This is a genomic window from Hoeflea sp. Naph1 (genome assembly GCF_046837775.1).
Taxonomy (GTDB): domain Bacteria; phylum Pseudomonadota; class Alphaproteobacteria; order Rhizobiales; family Rhizobiaceae; genus Hoeflea.
In genome coordinates, this window is record NZ_CP177286.1 from 918,615 (window position 1) to 938,437 (window position 19,823).

Sequence of the window (19,823 nt, forward strand, 5' to 3'; positions counted from 1 at the left end):
ATCAGTGGCCTCTCGTGTCCAGCACAGCGGCGCTCAGGATCGCTTCTTCGGTGAGATCGGGAGTGGCGATGGTATCGACCGTTTCGCCATCCCGCATGACAATGACCCGATCCGCCACATTGACGAGTTCCGACAGGTCGCTTGAGTAAAACAGAATTGCGTAGCCTTGTGCGGCAAGCTCGCGCATCAACCGGAATATCTCGGCCTTGGTACCGACATCGACCCCGCGGGTCGGGTCGTAGAGCAGCAACACCTTGGCCCCGGTCAACAGCATCTTGCCGATGACCACCTTCTGCTGGTTTCCGCCTGACAAGGTGCCAACAGTCTGCGCGCGCGAGCCGACCTTGATGCTCAGTTTTTCAATCATCTGATCGACAGCGGAAGATTCTCGGGTGCGGTCGACAAGCCCCGAGCGCGACAGAAGTGGCAGGATCGACAGGGTCAGGTTCTGTGCCACCGACTTGTCGAGCAGCAGCCCCTGGCCTTTGCGATCTTCGGGAACGAGGGCGATTCCGTCTGTCCCGGTGAGCGCGTCACGGGGAGAGCCGATATTGGCCGGGCGACCCCAGAGTTCGACCCCGCCTTCTGCCGAAGAGGCGCCGAAGATCGATTGAAACAGTTCACGCTGTCCATGCCCCTGCAACCCGCCGACGCCGAGAACCTCGCCTTCGCTGAGCGCGAACGACACATTCTTCAATCCCTGCCGGCTGTGCATGCAATCGACGCGGAGCGCAATCCGCCCGGTCTCGCTTGGCGTTCGGTGCGGATAGAGGCTCGCCAATCGACGGCCGATCATTTGGGTAACGATATCATCATCGGACACCGCATCGATCCTGTGGGTTCCGACGGTTTCACCGTTGCGAAAGATGGTCAACCTGTCGGCAACGAAGCGAACTTCGGACATGCGGTGCGAGATGAAGATGACAAGGCGGCCTTCCTCAGCGAGTTTGCGGCTGGTCTTCAGCAACCATTGTGCTTCCGTTGCCGGCAGGGCTGAGGTCGCCTCGTCCAGGATGATGACCCTGGTATTCTTGGAGAGACCCTTGGCAATCTCGGTTATCTGCTGTTCGGCCAGATTGAGGCTGCGCAGATCGGCATCAAGATCAAGCGGGGGGAAATTGTAGGCCGTCAGCAGCGCTTCGGAGCGGCGCCGCATCTCGCGCCGATCGACCATGCCGCCAAACTTTCTCGGCTCGCGGCGAAACCAGATATTCTGCTCGACCGTGAGATCGGGAATAACCGAGAGTTCCTGAAACACCGCGGCAATGCCGGCGCTGGCAGCCATGTCGGGGGTTGCCGCGGTGAACGCGGCGCCACCCAGGCTGATAGTGCCACTGTCGGGCCGCAGGGCACCGGAAAGAATCTGGATAAAGGTACTCTTTCCGGCGCCATTTTCGCCCAGCAGCGCGTGAACTTCACCTTGCGCGCCACTGAAAGAGGCATTGTCGAGCGCAACGATTCCACCGAAACGCTTCGACAAGCCGTTCACATCCAGGAAAACCATCACTCCGCTCCATCGTCTTCGGCAAGTTTCCCGGGAGATTGCAGTTCGGGCAAGCCCGAGCCTTCAGTTGGTGCCGGCGGATTCGGCTGGTGTGATTTCCATCCAGTCCGGCGATACCGGCAGGGTCAGGCCCGGTGCCAGATCGGGGAACGCATTCTTGCCGTTCTCCAGTTCGACGACATCGGCTTCGAGATGCAGCTTCGATGTGAAGCCGCCGGTTGCCAGGAACGGGCCATTGACCAGGATGTGCCGCTCTTCAGGACGCTCGCCACTGTCGAGGATCTGCACGGCGAGACGGATTGCCTCGGACGACAGATAGGCCGGGTTGGATGCCAGGATGCACTTGGCACCCTCGGTTTCCAGGCAGGTAAGCGCCGAAACGTTATAGGAAAATCCCGTCACCGGAACCACCGGACGGCCGGCATCCTGCAAGGCCTTGATGGCGCCCGAGCCGTAACCCTGGGTCAGGATGCCGTCGATCTGCGGATGTGCGGCCAGCAGCGAGCCGACGCCGGCCTGCTCCGGTCCGAGCGCATAATCGCCATTATAGGTGCCCACGACCTCGATATCGGGATAGTTGGACAGAACCCCGCGATAGCCCTTTTCGATATTGGCCGAAATCGGAACACCGGCGAGACCGCTGTCGATAATGACCTTGCCCTTGCCGCCGAGCTGATCGGCCATCCATTCGGCCATCACATTGGGAATCCGGTTCCAGTCCGATTCAACCGCATAGGCGCAAGGCGCGGAAATGGTCTGGTCGAAACTGATCACCACAATGCCTGCATCGCAGGCCTTCTGGATGGTCGGATTGAGCGCTTCTGCGGACGCTGCGTCGACAAGAATCGCATTGGGCTTGCTGCGGATGATGTTGTTGAGCGAGTTGATCTGCGCCTGAACCGTACCTTCGACATTCTCGATCCGCAGATCGACGCGGCCGGCAAACGGCTCCTTGTTGGCGGTGACTTCAGCCACGCGCAGCATCTGCTGGCGCCAGTCATTGCCGACAAAGTTGTTGGAGAGATAGATGACATATGGGTCTTCGGCATAAGCGCCGGGCATGGCCGCAGTCGTGGCCGCGGCCAGCACCGCAAAACTGCAAAGAGCGCGGATTGATCTTGATTTCATGATGAACTCCTCCCGTTAACGAATCTCGCCCGACTGCTCCGCCGGGCCGAAGGGCGCCACACCCCGCCGTCTCCCCCCAAAGTCCGTCAGACGATCAGGACGGTGTCAGGCATGGCAACCATCGTTAAAAGTTATGCTATTATAATCTTATGGAGAGTCAAGCGGATTTCTGCCGCAACGCCAATCCAGAGTGTCGTTCGATTGATTTGGGGATACCCTACGTTCCCGCACTCGAGGCCTTGTAGGTAATCCGGAATTGCTCGTTGGGGTGTTCGGCGACGGTGTACTCGATCTTTTTCTGATCATCGGTCTCGAACAGCATCTCCACCACAAGGGCTGCGGACCCAGCCGGAATATTCAGATCCGCGGCCATTTCGGCATCGGCGATATCGGCGCGAATGACGACATTGGCGACTGAAACCTCGATCCCCAGCCGGTTCTGCACTGTCCGGAAAATCAAGGTGTCCTTGAAATCACTCTTTTTCAGGCTCGATCCAATTTCCGGTGGGAAATAGGTTGTAACGCGGGTGCGCCGGCCGCCGGGCCCATGCAGGATGCTGCGCAGGCGATAGCCCTTCTCGCCCGCCGGCAGTCCGAACCGCTCCTGCAGGATCACGTTGTCAGACCGCTCATAGTCAAGCACTTCCAGCCGGGCGTCCTTGGTGAACATCGCCATGTCGGTGAAATTCTGAAAACTCCAGTTGAGATTGTTGTCGGCGCCGACGCCGGTGACGACCGCCGGCTTGGCGGAGCGCTTGCGAATCAGCCCCGCAGATTCGAGATCACGCAGTGCCTGACGCACGGTGATGAGGCTGACGGAATATTTGCCGGCGATTTCCGCTTCTTTCGGCAATTCATCGCCGATGGCCAGATCACCCTGCTGGATAGCGCCGCTTAGAACCGAGGCAAGCTGCTGATAAAGCGGGCCGCGTTTTCGCGACAACTCCGCGGTGGGAAGTGCCGCCATCGCGTCTGATTGTTCTGTTGTCCGTGCCAATGCGATCACCCTTCTTGCAAGAGCGTCCAGCTATAATATCATAACACCAGATTCGCCAAGCGCTCAGCAAATCCCGCCAAGCGGATTGTTCAGGTATTCTCGCAATGCAGCCAACAGGTTGCACTCAGCCTCGCTGAGGCCGTCAGCGTAAACCAGCAGGCAATTGTAGCTGCCGGCCGCTTCATCAATCGAGACAATCAACCGGCGTGCGACGCCCGGCCACAACGGAACAAGCATGGGTGTAAGGCCAGTGTCCCGATCGATGCGAACGGACAAGTCAATCTCCCGGTCGTCAAAGCCACTATGATCTTCTTCAGCCAAAAATCGCGTGATTGCGCCGATGGTCCGCTGCGCCATGTCCAGACAGGCCAGCGGACCATCCGTGCGCTCAAACTGTATTTTCGCCGCTCCGCCTTCACGAAGGCCGCAGTCGTCGGCCGCCACCGCGACCAAACGCAGCACCAGCGCCTCGAAGGCAATTGCTGCGCCGGCCTTGCTGAAATCGTCCAGCAGCGACTTTACCGCCGCGGTCGATCCGGACGCAGCATAGACCGCAATCGAAGTGGGCCTCGGTGCCGGTTGTGTTTCAGCCGTCACCGGACGGTCACGACCTGCTTTGACATCCGCGAGCACGATCCGCCCCTTCGGCCCGGTGCCCGCGATTCCGGCAAGGTCGATATGCCAATCCCGGGCACGATGCCGAGCCAGCGGCGAGACTCTCAAACGCGGCGTGTTGGTATCATGAAACATAAGACTTCCCGGTCCTGGAGAAACAATGGAGTGCAGCCTATCCGGCCGCTCGGGAGATGAAGCCGAGTTCGGCTCCCATCGGGACCACCGATCCCGCAGCCTGATCGATGGCGCTCAGGACGCCTGACGCGGGCGCGTCCACCTCGACCACGGCCTTGTCGGTTTCGATTTCCACCATCACCTCGCCTTCGCTGACGCTATCGCCAACCTGCTTCAGCCATCTGACGACCGTGCCTTCCGACACTGTCAGATCACCGAACGGCATGGTGACGGCTTCGCCATCGCCGCGTGATGCGTGCTGTGCGCCGGGGGCTGCAGCAACCGGCGCAGCCGATTGACTGGACACCTTGGCGGGCGCGACCGGATCGGCCGCAGCAGATGCGGCAAGGCCAGTGACACGCCAGTGCATCGGCACCGGTGCGATTCCCCTGGTCACCTGTCTGGCCGCCTCGATCACTTTCTCGGTGCTGAGCAGCATCGCCTGCTCGAGCCCCGGCGCGAACGGATGCGAGGTGGGCAGAGAATGCAGCCGGCCAACTGGCGCGTCCAGCTCATCGAAAGCCAGTTCGTTGATCGACTGGGCGATTTCGGCACCCAGGCCGCACATCGCCCAAGCCTCATCGACAATCAGCAGACGGTGCGTCCTGGTCACGCTCTCGACCACGGAATTGATATCGAGTGGCATGATCGTGCGCAGGTCGATGACTTCCACGGAAATCCCCTCCTGCTCCAGTGTTTCGGCCGCCTGTGTTGCCAGATGCACAGCGGTGCCGACCGCGACAATGGTCAGGTCGGTGCCGGCCCTGGCGATCCGCGCAACACCAAAAGGCACATAGTGTTCTCCCTCGGGCACCGGCCCCTTGGAGGAAAACAGTGCCTTGGGCTCGATCATCATCACCGGATCACTTGCCTGAAGGGCGGTTTTCATGAGCCCCTTGGCATCGGCCGGGGTGGAAGGAACACAGACGATCAGGCCGGGCATGTGCGCAAACATCGGGTGGTAGAGACCACTGTGGTGCGGCCCGGCGCTGCGCAACGCACCGCCCGCTACGCGGATCACCGCGGGCGCGCTCATCTGCCCGTCACTCATGTAGCGAAGTTTCGCCGCCTGCAGAAAAATCTGCCCCGCGGTCTCGAACACGAAATCGGCAAACATCAGGTCGGAAACGCTGCGCACCCCGGTCGCCGATGCGCCGATCGCGGCGGCGGTGAAACCCTGTTCGGAAATCGGTGTATCGACCATCCTCTCTGCGCCAAACTCCTGCCAGAGGTTTTTTGTGTGGGCGAAACTGCCACCGCGCTCGCCGGTGCCTTCGCCAAAATAGATGATGTGCGGGTTTTCGCGCATTTCCTCGGCAATTCCGTCACGCACGGCATCGAGCCATCCCTGGACGACCGTTGCCCCTGCGGCGGGAGCGGCCAAAGCCTTGGGCGGGTTGATCGGTTCGGCAAACACATTACGGGTTACCGTCGACGGATCCGGCGGCGGCGATGTGCGCGCGAAATCGAGCGCATCGGCAACAATTGCTTCTATTTTTGAATCGATTTCCGCGAGCACCGCCTCGTCGGCCGCCTTGAATTCGGTGATCAGGCGCCGCCTGAACATATCGATCGGATCGCGCTTGAGCCATGCGTCGATCTCTTGCTGATCGCGGTAGGTGCCGACAACCGGGTCGCCTTCATGGTGACCGACCACCCGATAGGTCTTGCACTCCAGCAAGGTCGGTCCTTGCCCGGAACGAGCACGTTCCGTTGCCGCTTCCATCGCCTGGTAGACGGCGAAGACATCATTTCCATCGACCGCGAAGGTGGGAAGGCCGTAGGCTTTGGCTTTCTCGGCAATTTCCGGGTTGAGCGTCACATCCGACAGTGGCGTTGCGGTCGCATAGAGATTGTTCTCACAGACGAAGACGGTGGCGGATTTCAGCACTGCGGCGAGATTGACCGCCTCATGAAACGCGCCATGATTGCTGGCGCCATCACCGAAGAAGGCCACGCCAATATCGTCGGTTCCGCGCAGGCGGGCACCCAGACCGATGCCAACCGCATGGCCGATCCCGGCCGCGACGATGCCGTTGGTGCCAAACAGTCCGACACTCTTGTCGTAAAGATGCATGGTGCCGCCACGGCCGCCGCAGATGCCCCCGGACTTTCCGAACAGTTCCGCCATGACCCGGCGTGGCTGCGAGCCCTTGGCCAGAGCGTGGCCATGCCCCCGGTGGTTCGATGTCACCCAGTCGGTCGGCCGCAAATGGGCGCAGATCCCCGCGCCTGTCGCTTCTTCGCCGATATAAAGATGGAGAAAGCCCGGAGTTTCGCCCTTCCGGCATGCGGTCTGCGCAACGGTTTCAAAACGCCGCAGCAACACCATGGTTTCGTAGAGATCCAGCAAAACAGCGTCATCCGGCTTGTTTGAACCTCTCGCGGATCCACCCTCCACCGGATTTCCCTTCGGTTTTGCGCTGTCCAACACTTTTACATCCTCCACCTGAAAACCGAATCGCGGGCAAACCCCACACGCTCGCCTTTAGCCTAGTGAATTTCATATAAGTATAATAGTATAATGTCTAGTGTCGACTTGTGCGAATGGGGAAGCGAGCACGGGTATCGTGCCGCGCCATCGCGCACGGCACGTCCAGGCCCAACAGTATTTCACATGGGGTTTCGCGCGGGCTCACTGCGCAGCAATTGGCTCGGGCTAGGTGGCAGGCCGGGTCAGAAATTGCGCCCGTACCCGACACTCCAGCCGCCATCGACGCACAAAAGCTGGCCATTAATGTAGGAATTGAGCGGGTCGCAGAAAAACAGAACCGTATTGACGATGTTGTCGTGGGTGCCAGTTCTTGGCAGCGGGACATGTCGCAAGAAGGCAGGATCGCCGATGATATCATCGCCGTCAGCGACATGACCGACACCGACCGCATTGACCTGAATTTTTGCGCCATAGTCCATCGCCAGCACCCGCACACAGAAATAGGCCGCAGCCATAGCCTGCGAATATTCGCGGCGATGGCGGATCGGCACCGCGGCGGCGGCCGAAAGGACCACCACGATGCGGCCGCCGCCGCGCGCATGCATTGCTTTTGCAATCCGTTCCAGTTGCGCGCAGACTTGCGTCAGAGCGGGGACCTGTGTGGCCGGGTCCAGCGGTAAGACGGCCACGGCAATATCGCTGGCTTCGGGATTGATGCTGGCGGTCGCCCCCTGCGCGCGGAGCGCATTGCCGATTGCCGTAGCCACTGCGCAGCTTTCGCCCAGCACGGACGATTTTGTGTCATCTGGCAGGGTAATTCTCATCCAGGCCTCCCGCATTTCCCCGAGCATTGCATGGCCTCGGCAAACCGGCAGCGCCGGTTCACCCCGATCATGGCGCACCAATGGCGGAATAGCCGGCGGTCCAGCCACCGTCGACACACAGAACCTGCCCGTTGATGTAGCCCGCTTCTTCAGATGCCAGAAACAGGGCCACTTCGCCGATCTCTTCGGGCTGACCCGGACGGCCTGATGGAATATGGGTCATGAATTCCTTCGCTTTTTCCACGAACGAACCGTCGTCATCGTAAAAAAGCTGCCGGGTCACCGCCGAGACGATCGACCCCGGTGCGATCGCATTGGTCACAATTCCGCGGGCCCCGAATTCCAGCGCCATCACCCGCGTTAGATGCGCCACGGCGGCCTTGGCTGCGGCGAACGGTGCCTGCAACCGCATCGCCGCGACACCAACTACGGAACCGATATTGATGATACGTCCGCCGCTGCTGTTGCGGCCCAGCAGGTCGACCGCCGGTCCGGTCATCCGGAACAACCCGTCAAGATCAATGCCGATGATCCGGCTCCATTCGTCGGCAGGATAGTCGTCCAGCGTCACCCGATGCTTGACGCTGTTGACGCCGGCATTGTTGACGAGAATATCCAGTCTCCCGAAGGCATCCATGGTCGCCGCAAGCGCATTGGCCACGGAAGTGCCATCGGTGATGTCGGTAGCAACCGCAAGCGCATCGGGGAGTTCGGCTGCCACACCCCGGGCGGCTTCTTCATTGATATCCGCGATCACCAGACGCGCGCCGTTGGCCGCCAAGCGCCGAGCGATGGCCGCGCCGATCGCGCCGCCACCGCCGGTGACGATCGCTACTCTGCCGGTCAAGTCGCATTGCATGGCTGTGCCCTTTCCATGGCCGTTTTCCTCACCTACGCACTATCCGCTGGCAGGTACAGGACAGCGCGGTTCCCTGCCTGCCAGACCGCGGGCGATTTCATCGGCTACACAGGACTGCAACTTGTCAATCGCCGAATCCGAATACCATGCCGCATGCGGCGTGAGGGTAAGGTTTTCCAAGCCGCGGAACGGGTGGTCGGCCGCCAATGGTTCGGCCTGAAACACATCAAGTGCCGCAGCGGCAATGCTGCCAGCCTGCAGTGCCACTGCCAGCGCTGCCTCATCGATCAGGTCGCCGCGTGCCGTGTTGATCAGGATGGCGCTGTTTTTCATTTGCGCCAGCGCTGAACTTGAAATGATGTGTCGGGTCTCGGCAGATGACGGCAGATGCAGGGTTAGCACGTCGGCCTGTGCAAGCAGGGTCTCCAGATTTGATGCACGCTCGGCGCCCAGTTGAGCTGCATCCTGATCGGACAAGGCGGGGTCACGGATCAGAAATCGGAAACCGAATGGCTTCAGGCGCTCGAGCACCGCGCGGCCAATCCGTCCGAGACCGAGAAAACCGATGCAGGTCTGCGAGAACGCCGGCATCGGCCGGGAACGCGCGACCGCGCTCCACTCGCCGGCCCGCACACTTCTGTCGAGATCCGCAACCTTGCGCAGCCGCACGAGGATCAGCGTTGCCGTGTGGTCGGCAACTTCATCGGTGCAATAATCGGGAACATAAGCTACCGGGTAATTGTTCCGGAGGGCCGAAGCGATGTCGATATTGTCGTATCCGACGCCATAGCGAATGATGCGCGCGCCCGGCGCCAGCCCAGCGATGGCTTTCGCGCTCAGCGGCGCAAACTGCACGGCCACCACTGTGGCCCCAGCGACCGCCTTGATGACCTCGGCTTCACTGGCGCACTGGAAGGCGGCAAACCGGGCCTTGCCGCTGGCCGCTGCGGCTTCTTCCCTGACGAGGGTCGGAAACGTGTAATCGGTGACGACGACATAAGGCGATGGCTGGTTCTTGCTCAATGCTTCCTCCCTGGCCCCCCGCGCAGCAGGGATTATCGATATAAATATTATACTATTATGTTTTTTGTCAATCGATTCACCGCAACGCGTCACTGATGGCGCTATCCGGCATACCCGGACCGGCCTGTGTAGCCCGCTGTCGCCCAGTGCGGGTTGTGGCCGCCGCCGTCGAACGCGATCACTGATCCGGTGACAAAAGAAACCAACTTTTCGGAAGCCAGATAAAGATAAGCCCCGGCGGAGGCCGGGCGCCTCATGACGATTGTCGCGGTCATCTTTTCCATAACTTTCGGCGGCGTTAACTGCTGGTGTAGTGGTGTGAGGGTAAGACCGGGCCGTACCGCATTGACGCGAATATTGTGCTCGGCAAGCTCATTGGCCAAACCTCGCGTCAGCATTTCGACGGATGCCTTGGAACAGGCGTAGGGAACGGACCCGGCGCCACCGCCTGACAGGACCGCGGTTGAGGATGTGTTTGCCATGCTCATGCGGTGAATGAAGGCTGATCAATTTACGGTTCACGGTTTCAGGTCAGCGTTTCGGGATTGGGTCGGTGAGGAAACCCATTTCCCTCGTGAGGTCGCAGAAGCTGCGTTGACGCACCAAGTTGGGAATTCGGTAGAGCGAGCCTATCGGCGCGGCGATGCGCTGGAGAAGCGGCGCGAGCTGATGGAAGCATGGGAGCAGGCCCTTAATGGTTCAAGTTCAGGGAACGTTGTTCGCTTAGGTGCGTAGCTGCTGCCAAATCCGCTTCCGAGGTCGGCATCCCACGCGATGTCTTCTCCGCCATTCTGAACATGATGAATATTCTGCGAGGGCCATATTCCCCAAATTGATGCGGATCGGAAGTCTTTCCGAGAATGTGCTCCAGCTCTTTGGGAATTCTGCGTTGGAACCGATAACCGTTCTCACGACGCGTCAAATACATAGCTAAACCCGGGTACATGAGTGGGTACAAGCCCAATCCGGGGGCCTAGAAACCATGTAAAATCAATAGGGTAGTTTATGGCGGAGAGAGAGTCCGCCAATAATGTGTTTTAACGGATCTCATTCAATTAGAAGGTATCTCATAAAACAAAACAAAACCAGATATATAGGATACTCTGGATTGCTAAACCGTCTCATGCAGCCTCACTCAATCGCAAGAGAAATGTGGGGCTGGATGTGGGGCTGGAAGGTGATATGATCTTTTTTGATTTTCCCGATGATGAAGGTCCGGACTGGATATCTTAATGCTTACCGATGCTGCTGCCCGCAAACTTGAACCAGGCTCGAAACCTCGTAGTGATGGTGCCGTGACGGGGCTGCAGTTGATCCCTTCGCAAACCAACGGGCAGGGGAAGTGGAACCTGCGATTCGTGTCCCCGGTTACGGGAAAACGTCGCGACATGGGATTGGGCAGATATCCCGAAGTCAGCATTTCAGCGGCCAGGCGAGCAGCTCTGGAGGCACGTGATGTCATCGCGGCTGGTGGCGACCCGCTCGAGGTAAAGCGTGCCGAAGAGTTGGAACGGAAGCTGGAACAATCGATGCCAAGTTTCGAGCAGGCGGGAAGACAGGCGTTTGAGGAACTCAAGCCCGGTTTCAAGAATGCGAAACACATTCAGCAATGGATCGGAACGCTCGAGACCTATGTGTTTCCCAAGGTGGGGCGACGACCAGTCAATGAGCTTCGGGCTTCTGACTTTGCCGACGTGCTGCGACCGATCTGGCTCAGTAAACCCGAAACCGCATCACGTGTTCGCCAGCGATGCGACACGGTGATGAACTGGTGTGCAGCTCAGGATTACATCATCGCCAGCCCGGTTCAGAATGTGGACCGTCTCTTGCCTAAGCAGAAAGGCAAGCGTGAGCGCGTCCAGCATCACCCGGCCGTGCCCTGGCGCGACATCCCGGTATTTGCAGAAAGGGTATTACGCGCCGGCAAGCCAACCATGGGCAAGCTGGCTCTGGAGTTCCTCGTTCTGACAGCTTCTCGCTCCGGAGAGGTTGGAGTTGCCCCCTGAAAGTGGTCCACCAACTGGGATAGATTATCCCTCAAATTGGAGGATCAGCGATGGCTGGAAAACGAGAGAAACCGGAAGAGATTGTATCGAAGCTTCGGCAGGTTGAAGTTCTGCAAGGGCAAGGTGCGACGATTGCTGACGCGGTGCGCCAGATCGGCGTGACACAGCAGACGTTTTATCGATGGCGGAAGCTCTATGGCGGGATGCAGCGATCTCAACTCACTCGGCTGAAAGAGCTGGAGAAGGAGAACCAGCGGCTTCGGCGGGCGGTGTCTGACCTGACACTGGACAAACTCATCCTGACCGAGGCGGCAAAGGGAAACTTCTAAGCCCTTCGCGTCGTCGCAAGTGCATCGACCATGTGCGGCGGGAGCTCGGCGTATCGGAACGCCGCGCCTGCCGCACGCTCGGACAACACCGATCCACACAGCGCAAGGTGCCACAGGGCCGGGCAGATGAAGAACGGCTGACCGATGATATCATCGAACTGGCCGACAAGTACGGGCGCTATGGGTATCGCATGGTCACCGGTCTGCTGAACAACGCGGGCTGGCAGGTAAACCATAAGCGGGTTGAGCGCATCTGGCGGCGTGAAGGGCTGAAAGTGCCACAAAAGCAGAAGAAAAAGGGGCGGCTTAGGCTGAACGACGGATCATGTGTGCGTCTCAGACCGGAACGGCCAAACCACGTCTGGTCCTACGACTTCGTCCAGGATCGAACCGCTGACGGCCGCGTCTATCGGACGCTGAATATCATCGACCACTGCCCGGCAGGCGTTTGCTTGCAAACGGCGAGAGGGAATACACCAGGGAGGCACTCATGATCCGCGTGGACCGCAAGCTCAACTCAACGGACGTGCTGGATGCTCTGACAGACCTATTCATCCTGCGCGGCCCGCCGGAATACATTCGGTCGGACAATGGGCCGGAATTTATCGCCCAGAAAGTACGGGATTGGATTGCAGCTGTTGGAGCCAAGACGGCCTACATAGAGCCAGGCTCACCATGGGAGAACGGATACTGCGAAAGCTTCAACGCCCGGTTCCGCGACGAGCTGCTGAACGGCGAAATTTTCTACAGCCTAAGGGAGGCGCAAATCCTGATCGAGCAATGGCGTATCCACTACAACACCGTCAGGCCGCATAGCGCTCTGGGCTACCGCCCGCCCGCGCCGGAAAGCATTGTCCCGATGGACCAGACGCCCATGATGCACTAACAATCAAACCGGACCACCTGATGGGGGCACGCCAATACTCCCGGACGCACCGCCACGGCGCATGGTTTTCGTTCATCGTTCCGCGACTGGGCATCCGAAAATCACTACCCACGAGACGTTGCGGAGCGCGCGCTTGCCCACACGATCGCCAGTGCTACAGAAGCCGCGTACCACCGTACTGATCTGCTTGAATTGAGGCGAAATATGATGGAGGCGTGGGAGAAGTGGTTAGTAAATGGCGCCCGCTGACCTCCCAGATCAGAATCTCTTCGATTGACTAGGAGCTGATCTAGTGCATTGAAGCACACAGAAGATTCCACCGCATGCTAAAACGCTTCAAGTTGGTCACCAAGCCCGCTCGCTTGGGCCAGGTCTTCATCGTGTCAAGGCACCTAGGTTGATCTCGTTGTTTCCGAAAGTCACCGAAGAACGAAATCCAAGCCATCATTCAAAATCAAGGGTTCTTGGGAGCGCCCACATTATCGAATTCGTCCGACCGGCCTTACCAGTGCCGTAAAGCGCTTTCGTAGGCCTGCAATGCAGGCTTCATATGGTCTAAGGTAAGAGTCACAAGGGTTTCCCTGTCCCCTTTGCGAAGCGCTTCGATTATGGCTTCGTGCTCAGCGCAGGAACGCTGAGACAAGGCCGCGTCGGCTATCGCATAAGAGTGGATCGCTGCCGTTTTGTTCCAATACTGTTCGATAGTCTCTGACAGGAAGACGTTACCGCAGGCTGAAAACAGCGTGTTGTGGAACTGGTCGTTAGCCACTGAAATGGCGATCAGGTCCCTGTCTTGCATCGCTTTGCGATAGCGGACTTGGATTTCCTCAAGCGTGGCAATCAGAGCCTTTGTATCGTCAAAAGGGATACGCATTGCAGCCTCGCGCTGCAGAAGGCTACGCATCTCGTACAGCTGACGTATTTCTTCGGCCGAGTATTCACGAACCATCGCACCCTTGTTGGGGCGTTTGACTACAAACCCCTGCCGCTCCAGTTCGTCGAGTGCGCCGCGAACGACATAGCGACCGACACCGAAACGCTGGCTTATATCACCCTCGATCAACCGTTCGCGCGGACGTAGTCGCCCGAAAACAATGTCGAATCTCAGTTTGTTAGCAATCTGCTCTATCATTGTTCCCACGCTATGCTTCCTGCCAATTTAGCATACGAATGACGGTGCGTCCAAGGGGATCAGTAAGTGTCAATTATTATGTTTGCAAAAATGTTGACAATAATGACGATAACATGTAATTTTACTCATACGATATTCGAATGGGACGCAAGCATTTTCATGTATGACTATTGCATTGTCGGCGGCGGCATAGTTGGTCTTGCTGCCGCGTACGCCATTTCCCGACAAAGGCCGGGCGCGCGCATCATCGTAATCGAGAAAGAGCGGCAGCTCGCCAGTCACCAGACGGGGCACAGCAGTGGTGTTATCCACGCCGGGATCTATTACGCGCCCAAGAGTTTCAAGGCCGAACTGTGCCGCGCTGGTGAGCGCGACACGAAAGCCTTCTGCGACGAGAACGGAATTCCCTACCGCACGCCCGGCAAGATGGTCGTTGCGACTGATGACCTTGAGCTGCAGAGACTTGGTGCCCTTGAGGTGAATGCCGCTGCCAACAACATCTCCTGCAGGCGTCTCAATGGGGCTGAGCTGATTGAAATGGAGCCCGCCGTATCCGGGGTTGGTGCACTGCTTGTAGAGCAGACTGGAATCGTCGACTACGCCCAAGTCAGCAGGGCGTTGGCTAGCTACCTGACCGCGGCGGGCGGCGAGATCGTCATGAGTGTTGGCGTCGAGCGGCTTGAGGAGAGGTCCGATCATGTACGCGTTCTGGCCCCGCAGCAAAGCTGGGAAGCCCGCTACGTCATTGCCTGCGCGGGCCTGCAGTCCGACCGTCTTGCTGTATCCTCGGGCATGGATGTCAACTTCCAGGTGATTCCGTTTCGCGGAGAGTATTTTGCGCTGAGAAGTGACCTGAGTGGTTTGGTGGAGAGGATGATCTATCCGGTCCCGGACCCCGCCCTGCCCTTTCTCGGTATTCACCTTACCCCTATGATGGACGGTGCATTGACGGTTGGCCCGAATGCGGTTTTGGGCTTTGCTCGTGAGGGTTATCCGAAATTCTCAGTGAACCCGCGCGATGTGGCCGCCTTTCTCGGCTTCCCCGGCTTCTGGAAGCTGATTGCCGGCAATATTTCGAACGGCATCGATGAGATGAAAGATTCTCTCTTCAAGCGCGCTTATCTCGAAAAGTGCCGGAAGTATTGCCCGGCGCTGCAGCTTGAAGACCTCCAGCCATACCGGACGGGCATACGTGCGCAGGCTGTATCGCGCTCCGGAGTACTGATCCACGACTTCATGTTTCTGCAATCGAAGCGCCAGTTGCACGTGTGCAACGCGCCTTCCCCAGCAGCGACCTCCGCATTGCCGATCGGGCGCATGATCTTTGATCGCCTGCACGGCGCAAAGTGAAACCAAGGTGAACCATCATGACATATCCTGATACAGAACTGTTGATTAACGGACACTGGGTTGCAGGGAGTGGCAAGCGAACGCTAGACGTGACCGATCCGGCGACCAGCACAGTCATTGGGCGCGTGAGCGTTGCCGAAGAGAGTCAGCTTGAAGAGGCGATTGCCGCGGCACATGCGGCATTCAACGGTTGGCGATGTATCAGTGTACTAGAGCGCTCGGCCAGGTTGCGGCAAGCAGCGTATCTACTGCGCCAGCGGAGTGATCAGATCGGGTGGCTTCTAACCAGAGAGCAGGGTAAGCCGCTCAACGAAGCGAAAGCCGAAATCGCAACATCTGCCGATATTCTTGAATGGTTTGCCGAAGAGGCGCGCCGTACCTATGGACGCGTTGTTCCGGCACGCGACCCTTACGTTCGGCAAACCGTGCTGAAAGAGCCGATCGGGCCGGTTGCTGCATTCACGCCGTGGAACTTCCCGTTGTCGCAGGCTGCTCGGAAGATTGGCGCCGCGCTTGCAGCTGGATGCACGATGGTGCTGAAGCCTGCAGAAGAGACCCCAGCCAGTACTGCCGCTCTTGTTCGCTCCCTGCAGGACGCCGGGCTGCCATCCGGAGTGCTAAATCTCGTTTACGGCATTCCCGCAGATATTTCTTCGTATCTAATTGCCCATCCGGCAATCCGGAAGGTTTCGTTCACCGGGTCCGTGCCAGTCGGAAAGCAGTTGGCGGCGCTTGCCGGACTGCATATGAAGCCGGCAACGATGGAGCTTGGCGGTCATGCTCCGGTCCTGGTGTTCGCCGACAGTGACATTAGGTCGGCCGCCGCGCTGATGGCGCGCTCAAAGTTTCGGAATGCCGGTCAGGTCTGCGTTTCACCGACTCGGTTCCTTGTCGAGGCGCCGGTCATGGAAGAGTTTCGTGAGGCCTTCGTGGCTGAGAGCTCCAGAATCAATGTTGGTTCCGGCCTCGAAGAATCCAGCGATATGGGGCCGCTTATCTCCTCTAGGCGTCTGGAAGCAGTGGAAGGTCTGGTCACCGACGCGCGCGATAACGGCGCAACGGTGGATTTTGGCGGAAAGCGCCTTGGAAATGCCGGAAACTTCTATGCACCAACAGTGCTTTCGAACGTCAATCGCGACATGCGCATCATGAACGAGGAGCCTTTCGGACCGGTCGCCATCCTCGTTCCTTTCACTAGTCTGGACGAGGCTATGGCGGAAGCAAACAGGCTTCCGTTCGGACTTGCTTCGTATGCATTTACGCAGTCAGCATCGACAATAGCAGCGCTCGAAAAGCGGATGGAAGCGGGGATGCTGACGATAAACCATCTTGGGCTGGCTTTGCCCGAGACTCCGTTCGGGGGGGTGAAGGACAGCGGCCATGGATCGGAAGGCGGGGCAGAGGCAATCGAAGCCTATCTGACAACCAAATTCGTTTCGGAGCGTCACGCTCCGCAAGCATGACTTGTTTGCGGGATACCAAAGCAGACAAAACAGCATCTCTGCTGTTGCGCCACGTCAAAGAAGTGACGAGGGTCGGCGTTCTGCTTACAGCGCAGGCGACGAAAGAATCGGTGCGGAGATCGACATGGACGCCCTGATGCCGATTCTGATTCTACATGACGTAGGCAAGCCTCGACTGTCGAACCGGACAATTCGAGCGGCACGCAGCGTTCGCTCCTCGCTGTTAAAGGAATTAGGGTTCACGAAATCGTAATGTCCCGCGTCGCGCTGTACGCCGTCAACGCTCCCTTTCACCCCGAGACGCCTGAGATGCTGGTGCTCTCGCATGCAGAGTATTTTTCCGCGGACAGTCTCATGATGTTACTTAACGAAAACTTTTTTCTATTAGATATGGGGAAGCGTATCGGTCGAAAAGACAGCATTAAAGAATCATCATATTGTTGGCAATATTGTTGACAATATCTAAATGTAACGCTAGGCTGTTCCAAATAAATCAACCCTGCGACCTTCTCTGGACACACACTGGATTGAACGAAATGTCAGAAACTCATATCTTCCCGCTCGCCAGCATCAAGCGCATCCCGCGTGGCAGCGGCATCGAAACTACGCCACTGGTTACGCACTTCACCGCACCCGGCGCCAAGTTCACGACGGGCATGAGTGTCTATCCCAAGGGACGCGGCGCGCCTCTTCACCAACACAATTGCGACGAACAGGTAACGCTGCTCGAGGGGCAGGGTGAGGTTGAGGTTGATGGCAAGATCACGCCGCTCGTCAAGTATGACACCACATATATTCCGGCAGGAAAGGTGCATGCGTTCCGCAATACGTGTGAAGAGCCGATGCGTATTCTGTGGATCTATAGCTCGATGAAGGTGACACGGACCTTCGAAGGCAGCGACGAAGAGGTTGAGCACCTTTCTGCAAAGGACCTGATGGGCTGAGATCGGCACTTGCGGGTTCACGAGCATGCTTCGCTTGAGCGCCAACATATCGATGATGTTTCAGGAACTGCCGTTTCTGGAGCGATTTTCCGCTGCCCAGCGGGCCGGTTTTGGGGCGGTCGAGATTCAGTATCCGTACGGCTTCACTATTGCGGACCTGTCGGCCGCATGCCGTGAGGTCGATATCCCTCTAGTTTTGTTCAACGCATCTCGCGGCAGCGGCAAGGAGGATCGTGGCCTTGCCTGCTTACCTGGCCGTGAGGTGGAATTCCGCAATTCCATCGAAGTAGCGCTCGATTATTCGGCGGCTCTCGGGAACCGGTTCATCCACGTTCTCAGCGGTGTTCCCACTGCCTCAGTCGCTTCTGAGGAGACGGCATCGGTCTGGCAGGCCAACATTAAGTGGGCAGCGGACAGGACAGCGCGCGCCGGCGTCGGAATCGTCATTGAGGCACTTAATCATCACGATGTTCCCGGTTACTACATTGCATCGCCGGCCCACGCGGTCGATCTGATCCGATCACTAGATATCGAGAAATGTGGCATTCTTTTCGATGCCTACCATTGCGCCAGATCTGGTCTGCCGGTTGTCGAAACTATGCTACCCATCATGGCGTTCATACAGCACATCCAGATTGCCGACGTTCCAATGCGCACAGAACCTGGTAGCGGCCATATTAACTGGGCAAGTGTTTTTTCAGCCATCGAAAACTCGTCCTACACGGGGTTCGTCGGGGCTGAATACACACCGGCCAATACGACGCTGGATGGTTTGGCGTGGGCCATTCCTTACCTCGAAAATTCTAAGTAGTTATGGCGATCAGTATCGGCAGACACTTGGCTCAGGAGTACTGAAATGAACCTTTATTCGAAGTCCATCGCTAAGATCGAAATTGGCCATCAACCCGTTCGTGTTGGCCTGATCGGCGCCGGAAAATTTGGTTCGATGTTTCTTGCGCAAGTGCCGACAACGCCCGGCCTGAAAGTCGTAGCTATAGCTGAGCTCTCGTCGGACCGAGCACGTACCTCCTGCAAGGGTGTCGGCTGGAGCGACGATCTGATCGCGGACACGCGCTTTACCGAAGACACTTTCGACATGATCGGCGCAGCGGACATCGATGTTATCGTCGAGGCGACCGGCCATCCGGCGGCAGGCATTCGCCACGCACGTGCTGCGATTGCAGCGCGTAAACACATAGTCATGGTTAATGTCGAGGCGGATGTTCTCGCCGGCCCTCTTCTTGCCCGGCAGGCTGAGGAAGCAGGTGTAGTCTACACCCTCGCCTATGGCGATCAGCCGGCGCTCATCTGCGAAATGGTCGACTGGGCCCGAACCTGCGGTTTCCACGTTGTGGCAGCCGGAAAAGGCACGAAGTATCTCCCCGTATTCCATACATCGACGCCGGAAACCGTCTGGCGCTTTCGCGGCGTGAACCCCGACGACGCTCGCAAGGGCGGCATGAATGCCCAGATGTTCAACTCCTTCATTGACGGGACCAAATCGGCTATCGAGATGGCCGCGGTTGCCAATGCGACTGGGCTGGTTCCCGCCCCGGACGGATTACGTTTTCCTCCCGCCTCCGCAGACAAGTTGGCACAGGTGCTCTGCGAAAAGAATCTTCACCATCGGGGGCAGGTCGAGGTCGTATCGAGTGTCGAGCGGGACGGAACAATTGTTCCAAACAATCTGCGCTGGGGGGTCTACGTCGTCTTCTCTGCACCTAATGCTTATACTGAACGCTGCTTCCGCGAATACGGTGTCGAAACCGACGAAACTGGCACATTGGCAGCGCTCTACCGGCCATTCCACCTGATCGGTCTTGAATTGAATGTTTCGATATTCTCAGCAGCATTACGGAACGAAGCAACGGGCCGCCCGACGCGATTTGTTGCGGACGTCGTCGCGACCGCCAAGCGCGATATCGCCTCCGGTGAAATGCTGGACGGCGAAGGCGGCTACCTGGTCTGGGGTAAGCTAATGCCGGCGAAGGACAGCCTCTCCATCGGCGGCCTCCCGATCGGCCTGGCTCAAGGCATCCGCGTCAAGCGTACGGTTGCTGTCGGCGCGAGCTTAACTTGGGATGACGTCGAGATAGATGAACAGGACGATGCTTACGCGTTTCGCCGGGAAATGGAAACGTCGTTCGCCTGAACG

17 protein-coding genes and 2 pseudogenes are annotated in these 19,823 nt (G+C 58.3%); 9 read left to right on the top strand and 10 right to left on the bottom strand.

All coding sequences use genetic code 11. The annotated features are described in order from the left end of the window. Nucleotide 1: 1 nt before the first annotated feature. The 9 genes from ACK6D9_RS04375 to ACK6D9_RS04415 form a co-directional block, all read right to left on the bottom strand. Nucleotides 2-1,504, bottom strand: coding sequence for a sugar ABC transporter ATP-binding protein (locus ACK6D9_RS04375; RefSeq protein ID WP_412050772.1), 1,503 nt, complete (start codon nucleotides 1,502-1,504; stop codon nucleotides 2-4). Nucleotides 1,505-1,567: 63 nt separating this feature from the next. Continuing rightward, a complete protein-coding gene (locus tag ACK6D9_RS04380; protein ID WP_412050773.1) occupies nucleotides 1,568-2,632 on the bottom strand; it encodes a substrate-binding domain-containing protein in 1,065 nt (354 codons plus the stop codon). A gap of 217 nt (nucleotides 2,633-2,849) precedes the next feature. Continuing rightward, the gene (locus ACK6D9_RS04385) at nucleotides 2,850-3,629 is read right to left on the bottom strand and encodes a GntR family transcriptional regulator (protein ID WP_412050774.1); all 780 of its coding nucleotides are present in this window, start codon (nucleotides 3,627-3,629) and stop codon (nucleotides 2,850-2,852) included. A 63-nt stretch (nucleotides 3,630-3,692) separates the two neighbouring features. After that, a complete protein-coding gene (locus ACK6D9_RS04390; protein WP_412050775.1) occupies nucleotides 3,693-4,379 on the bottom strand; it encodes an E3 binding domain-containing protein in 687 nt (228 codons plus the stop codon). A gap of 37 nt (nucleotides 4,380-4,416) precedes the next feature. After that, nucleotides 4,417-6,852 carry a thiamine pyrophosphate-dependent enzyme gene (locus tag ACK6D9_RS04395; RefSeq protein WP_412050776.1) on the bottom strand — a complete coding sequence of 812 codons (2,436 nt, stop codon included), beginning with the start codon at nucleotides 6,850-6,852 and terminating at the stop codon, nucleotides 4,417-4,419. A 242-nt stretch (nucleotides 6,853-7,094) separates the two neighbouring features. After that, the gene (locus tag ACK6D9_RS04400; RefSeq protein WP_412050777.1) at nucleotides 7,095-7,676 is read right to left on the bottom strand and encodes an SDR family oxidoreductase; all 582 of its coding nucleotides are present in this window, start codon (nucleotides 7,674-7,676) and stop codon (nucleotides 7,095-7,097) included. Nucleotides 7,677-7,743: 67 nt separating this feature from the next. After that, nucleotides 7,744-8,523, bottom strand: a complete 780-nt coding sequence (locus ACK6D9_RS04405) for an SDR family NAD(P)-dependent oxidoreductase (RefSeq protein WP_412050778.1) — start codon at nucleotides 8,521-8,523, stop codon at nucleotides 7,744-7,746. A gap of 51 nt (nucleotides 8,524-8,574) precedes the next feature. Next, nucleotides 8,575-9,558, bottom strand: coding sequence for a C-terminal binding protein (locus tag ACK6D9_RS04410; protein WP_412050779.1), 984 nt, complete (start codon nucleotides 9,556-9,558; stop codon nucleotides 8,575-8,577). 101 nt (nucleotides 9,559-9,659) lie between these two features. After that, nucleotides 9,660-10,046: an SDR family NAD(P)-dependent oxidoreductase gene (locus tag ACK6D9_RS04415; protein WP_412050780.1), complete on the bottom strand. Its 387-nt coding sequence runs from the start codon at nucleotides 10,044-10,046 to the stop codon at nucleotides 9,660-9,662. Nucleotides 10,047-10,065: 19 nt separating this feature from the next. On the opposite strand from ACK6D9_RS04415, the pseudogene ACK6D9_RS04420 reads away from it, so the two are divergent. From ACK6D9_RS04420 to ACK6D9_RS04430, 3 genes and pseudogenes are all read left to right on the top strand, one after another. Further along, nucleotides 10,066-10,293: pseudogene (locus tag ACK6D9_RS04420) on the top strand (integrase); the annotation flags it as partial. A gap of 497 nt (nucleotides 10,294-10,790) precedes the next feature. Continuing rightward, on the top strand, nucleotides 10,791-11,564 hold the full coding sequence (locus tag ACK6D9_RS04425; protein WP_412050781.1) for a tyrosine-type recombinase/integrase: 774 nt from the start codon (nucleotides 10,791-10,793) through the stop codon (nucleotides 11,562-11,564). A 50-nt stretch (nucleotides 11,565-11,614) separates the two neighbouring features. Further along, a pseudogene (locus ACK6D9_RS04430) lies at nucleotides 11,615-12,779 on the top strand (IS3 family transposase). A 502-nt stretch (nucleotides 12,780-13,281) separates the two neighbouring features. Here the strand turns inward: ACK6D9_RS04430 and ACK6D9_RS04435 are convergent. Then, nucleotides 13,282-13,911 (bottom strand): GntR family transcriptional regulator, encoded by a 630-nt coding sequence (locus ACK6D9_RS04435; RefSeq protein ID WP_412051735.1) that lies wholly within the window; start codon nucleotides 13,909-13,911, stop codon nucleotides 13,282-13,284. Nucleotides 13,912-14,070: 159 nt separating this feature from the next. Here ACK6D9_RS04435 and lhgO point away from each other — a divergent pair, with 159 nt between their 5' ends. The 6 genes from lhgO to ACK6D9_RS04465 all read left to right on the top strand — a co-directional run bounded on the left by lhgO (nucleotide 14,071) and on the right by ACK6D9_RS04465 (nucleotide 19,820). Continuing rightward, nucleotides 14,071-15,261 carry an L-2-hydroxyglutarate oxidase gene (gene lhgO / locus ACK6D9_RS04440; protein WP_412050782.1) on the top strand — a complete coding sequence of 397 codons (1,191 nt, stop codon included), beginning with the start codon at nucleotides 14,071-14,073 and terminating at the stop codon, nucleotides 15,259-15,261. Between the two features lie 17 nt (nucleotides 15,262-15,278). Then, a complete protein-coding gene (locus ACK6D9_RS04445; protein WP_412050783.1) occupies nucleotides 15,279-16,724 on the top strand; it encodes an NAD-dependent succinate-semialdehyde dehydrogenase in 1,446 nt (481 codons plus the stop codon). Between the two features lie 252 nt (nucleotides 16,725-16,976). Next, nucleotides 16,977-17,180 carry a hypothetical protein gene (locus ACK6D9_RS04450; RefSeq protein ID WP_412050784.1) on the top strand — a complete coding sequence of 68 codons (204 nt, stop codon included), beginning with the start codon at nucleotides 16,977-16,979 and terminating at the stop codon, nucleotides 17,178-17,180. Between the two features lie 80 nt (nucleotides 17,181-17,260). Then, entirely contained in the window at nucleotides 17,261-17,668 is a 408-nt protein-coding gene (locus tag ACK6D9_RS04455; RefSeq protein WP_412050785.1) for a cupin domain-containing protein, read from the top strand. Between the two features lie 52 nt (nucleotides 17,669-17,720). Next, the gene (locus ACK6D9_RS04460) at nucleotides 17,721-18,479 is read left to right on the top strand and encodes a hydroxypyruvate isomerase family protein (protein ID WP_412050786.1); all 759 of its coding nucleotides are present in this window, start codon (nucleotides 17,721-17,723) and stop codon (nucleotides 18,477-18,479) included. A gap of 45 nt (nucleotides 18,480-18,524) precedes the next feature. After that, the gene (locus ACK6D9_RS04465) at nucleotides 18,525-19,820 is read left to right on the top strand and encodes an NAD(P)H-dependent oxidoreductase (protein WP_412050787.1); all 1,296 of its coding nucleotides are present in this window, start codon (nucleotides 18,525-18,527) and stop codon (nucleotides 19,818-19,820) included. Nucleotides 19,821-19,823: the final 3 nt, after the last annotated feature.

Coding starts and splice junctions, on each gene's coding strand:
- ACK6D9_RS04425 (WP_412050781.1), top strand. CDS start 10,791: ATGCTTACCGATGCTGCTGCCCGCAAACTTGAACCAGGCTCGAAACCT.
- ACK6D9_RS04415 (WP_412050780.1), bottom strand. CDS start 10,046: ATGAGCATGGCAAACACATCCTCAACCGCGGTCCTGTCAGGCGGTGGC.
- ACK6D9_RS04450 (WP_412050784.1), top strand. CDS start 16,977: ATGTCCCGCGTCGCGCTGTACGCCGTCAACGCTCCCTTTCACCCCGAG.
- ACK6D9_RS04445 (WP_412050783.1), top strand. CDS start 15,279: ATGACATATCCTGATACAGAACTGTTGATTAACGGACACTGGGTTGCA.
- ACK6D9_RS04380 (WP_412050773.1), bottom strand. CDS start 2,632: ATGAAATCAAGATCAATCCGCGCTCTTTGCAGTTTTGCGGTGCTGGCC.
- ACK6D9_RS04455 (WP_412050785.1), top strand. CDS start 17,261: ATGTCAGAAACTCATATCTTCCCGCTCGCCAGCATCAAGCGCATCCCG.
- ACK6D9_RS04390 (WP_412050775.1), bottom strand. CDS start 4,379: ATGTTTCATGATACCAACACGCCGCGTTTGAGAGTCTCGCCGCTGGCT.
- ACK6D9_RS04375 (WP_412050772.1), bottom strand. CDS start 1,504: ATGGTTTTCCTGGATGTGAACGGCTTGTCGAAGCGTTTCGGTGGAATC.
- ACK6D9_RS04465 (WP_412050787.1), top strand. CDS start 18,525: ATGAACCTTTATTCGAAGTCCATCGCTAAGATCGAAATTGGCCATCAA.
- lhgO (WP_412050782.1), top strand. CDS start 14,071: ATGTATGACTATTGCATTGTCGGCGGCGGCATAGTTGGTCTTGCTGCC.
- ACK6D9_RS04400 (WP_412050777.1), bottom strand. CDS start 7,676: ATGAGAATTACCCTGCCAGATGACACAAAATCGTCCGTGCTGGGCGAA.
- ACK6D9_RS04460 (WP_412050786.1), top strand. CDS start 17,721: ATGATGTTTCAGGAACTGCCGTTTCTGGAGCGATTTTCCGCTGCCCAG.
- ACK6D9_RS04435 (WP_412051735.1), bottom strand. CDS start 13,911: ATGATAGAGCAGATTGCTAACAAACTGAGATTCGACATTGTTTTCGGG.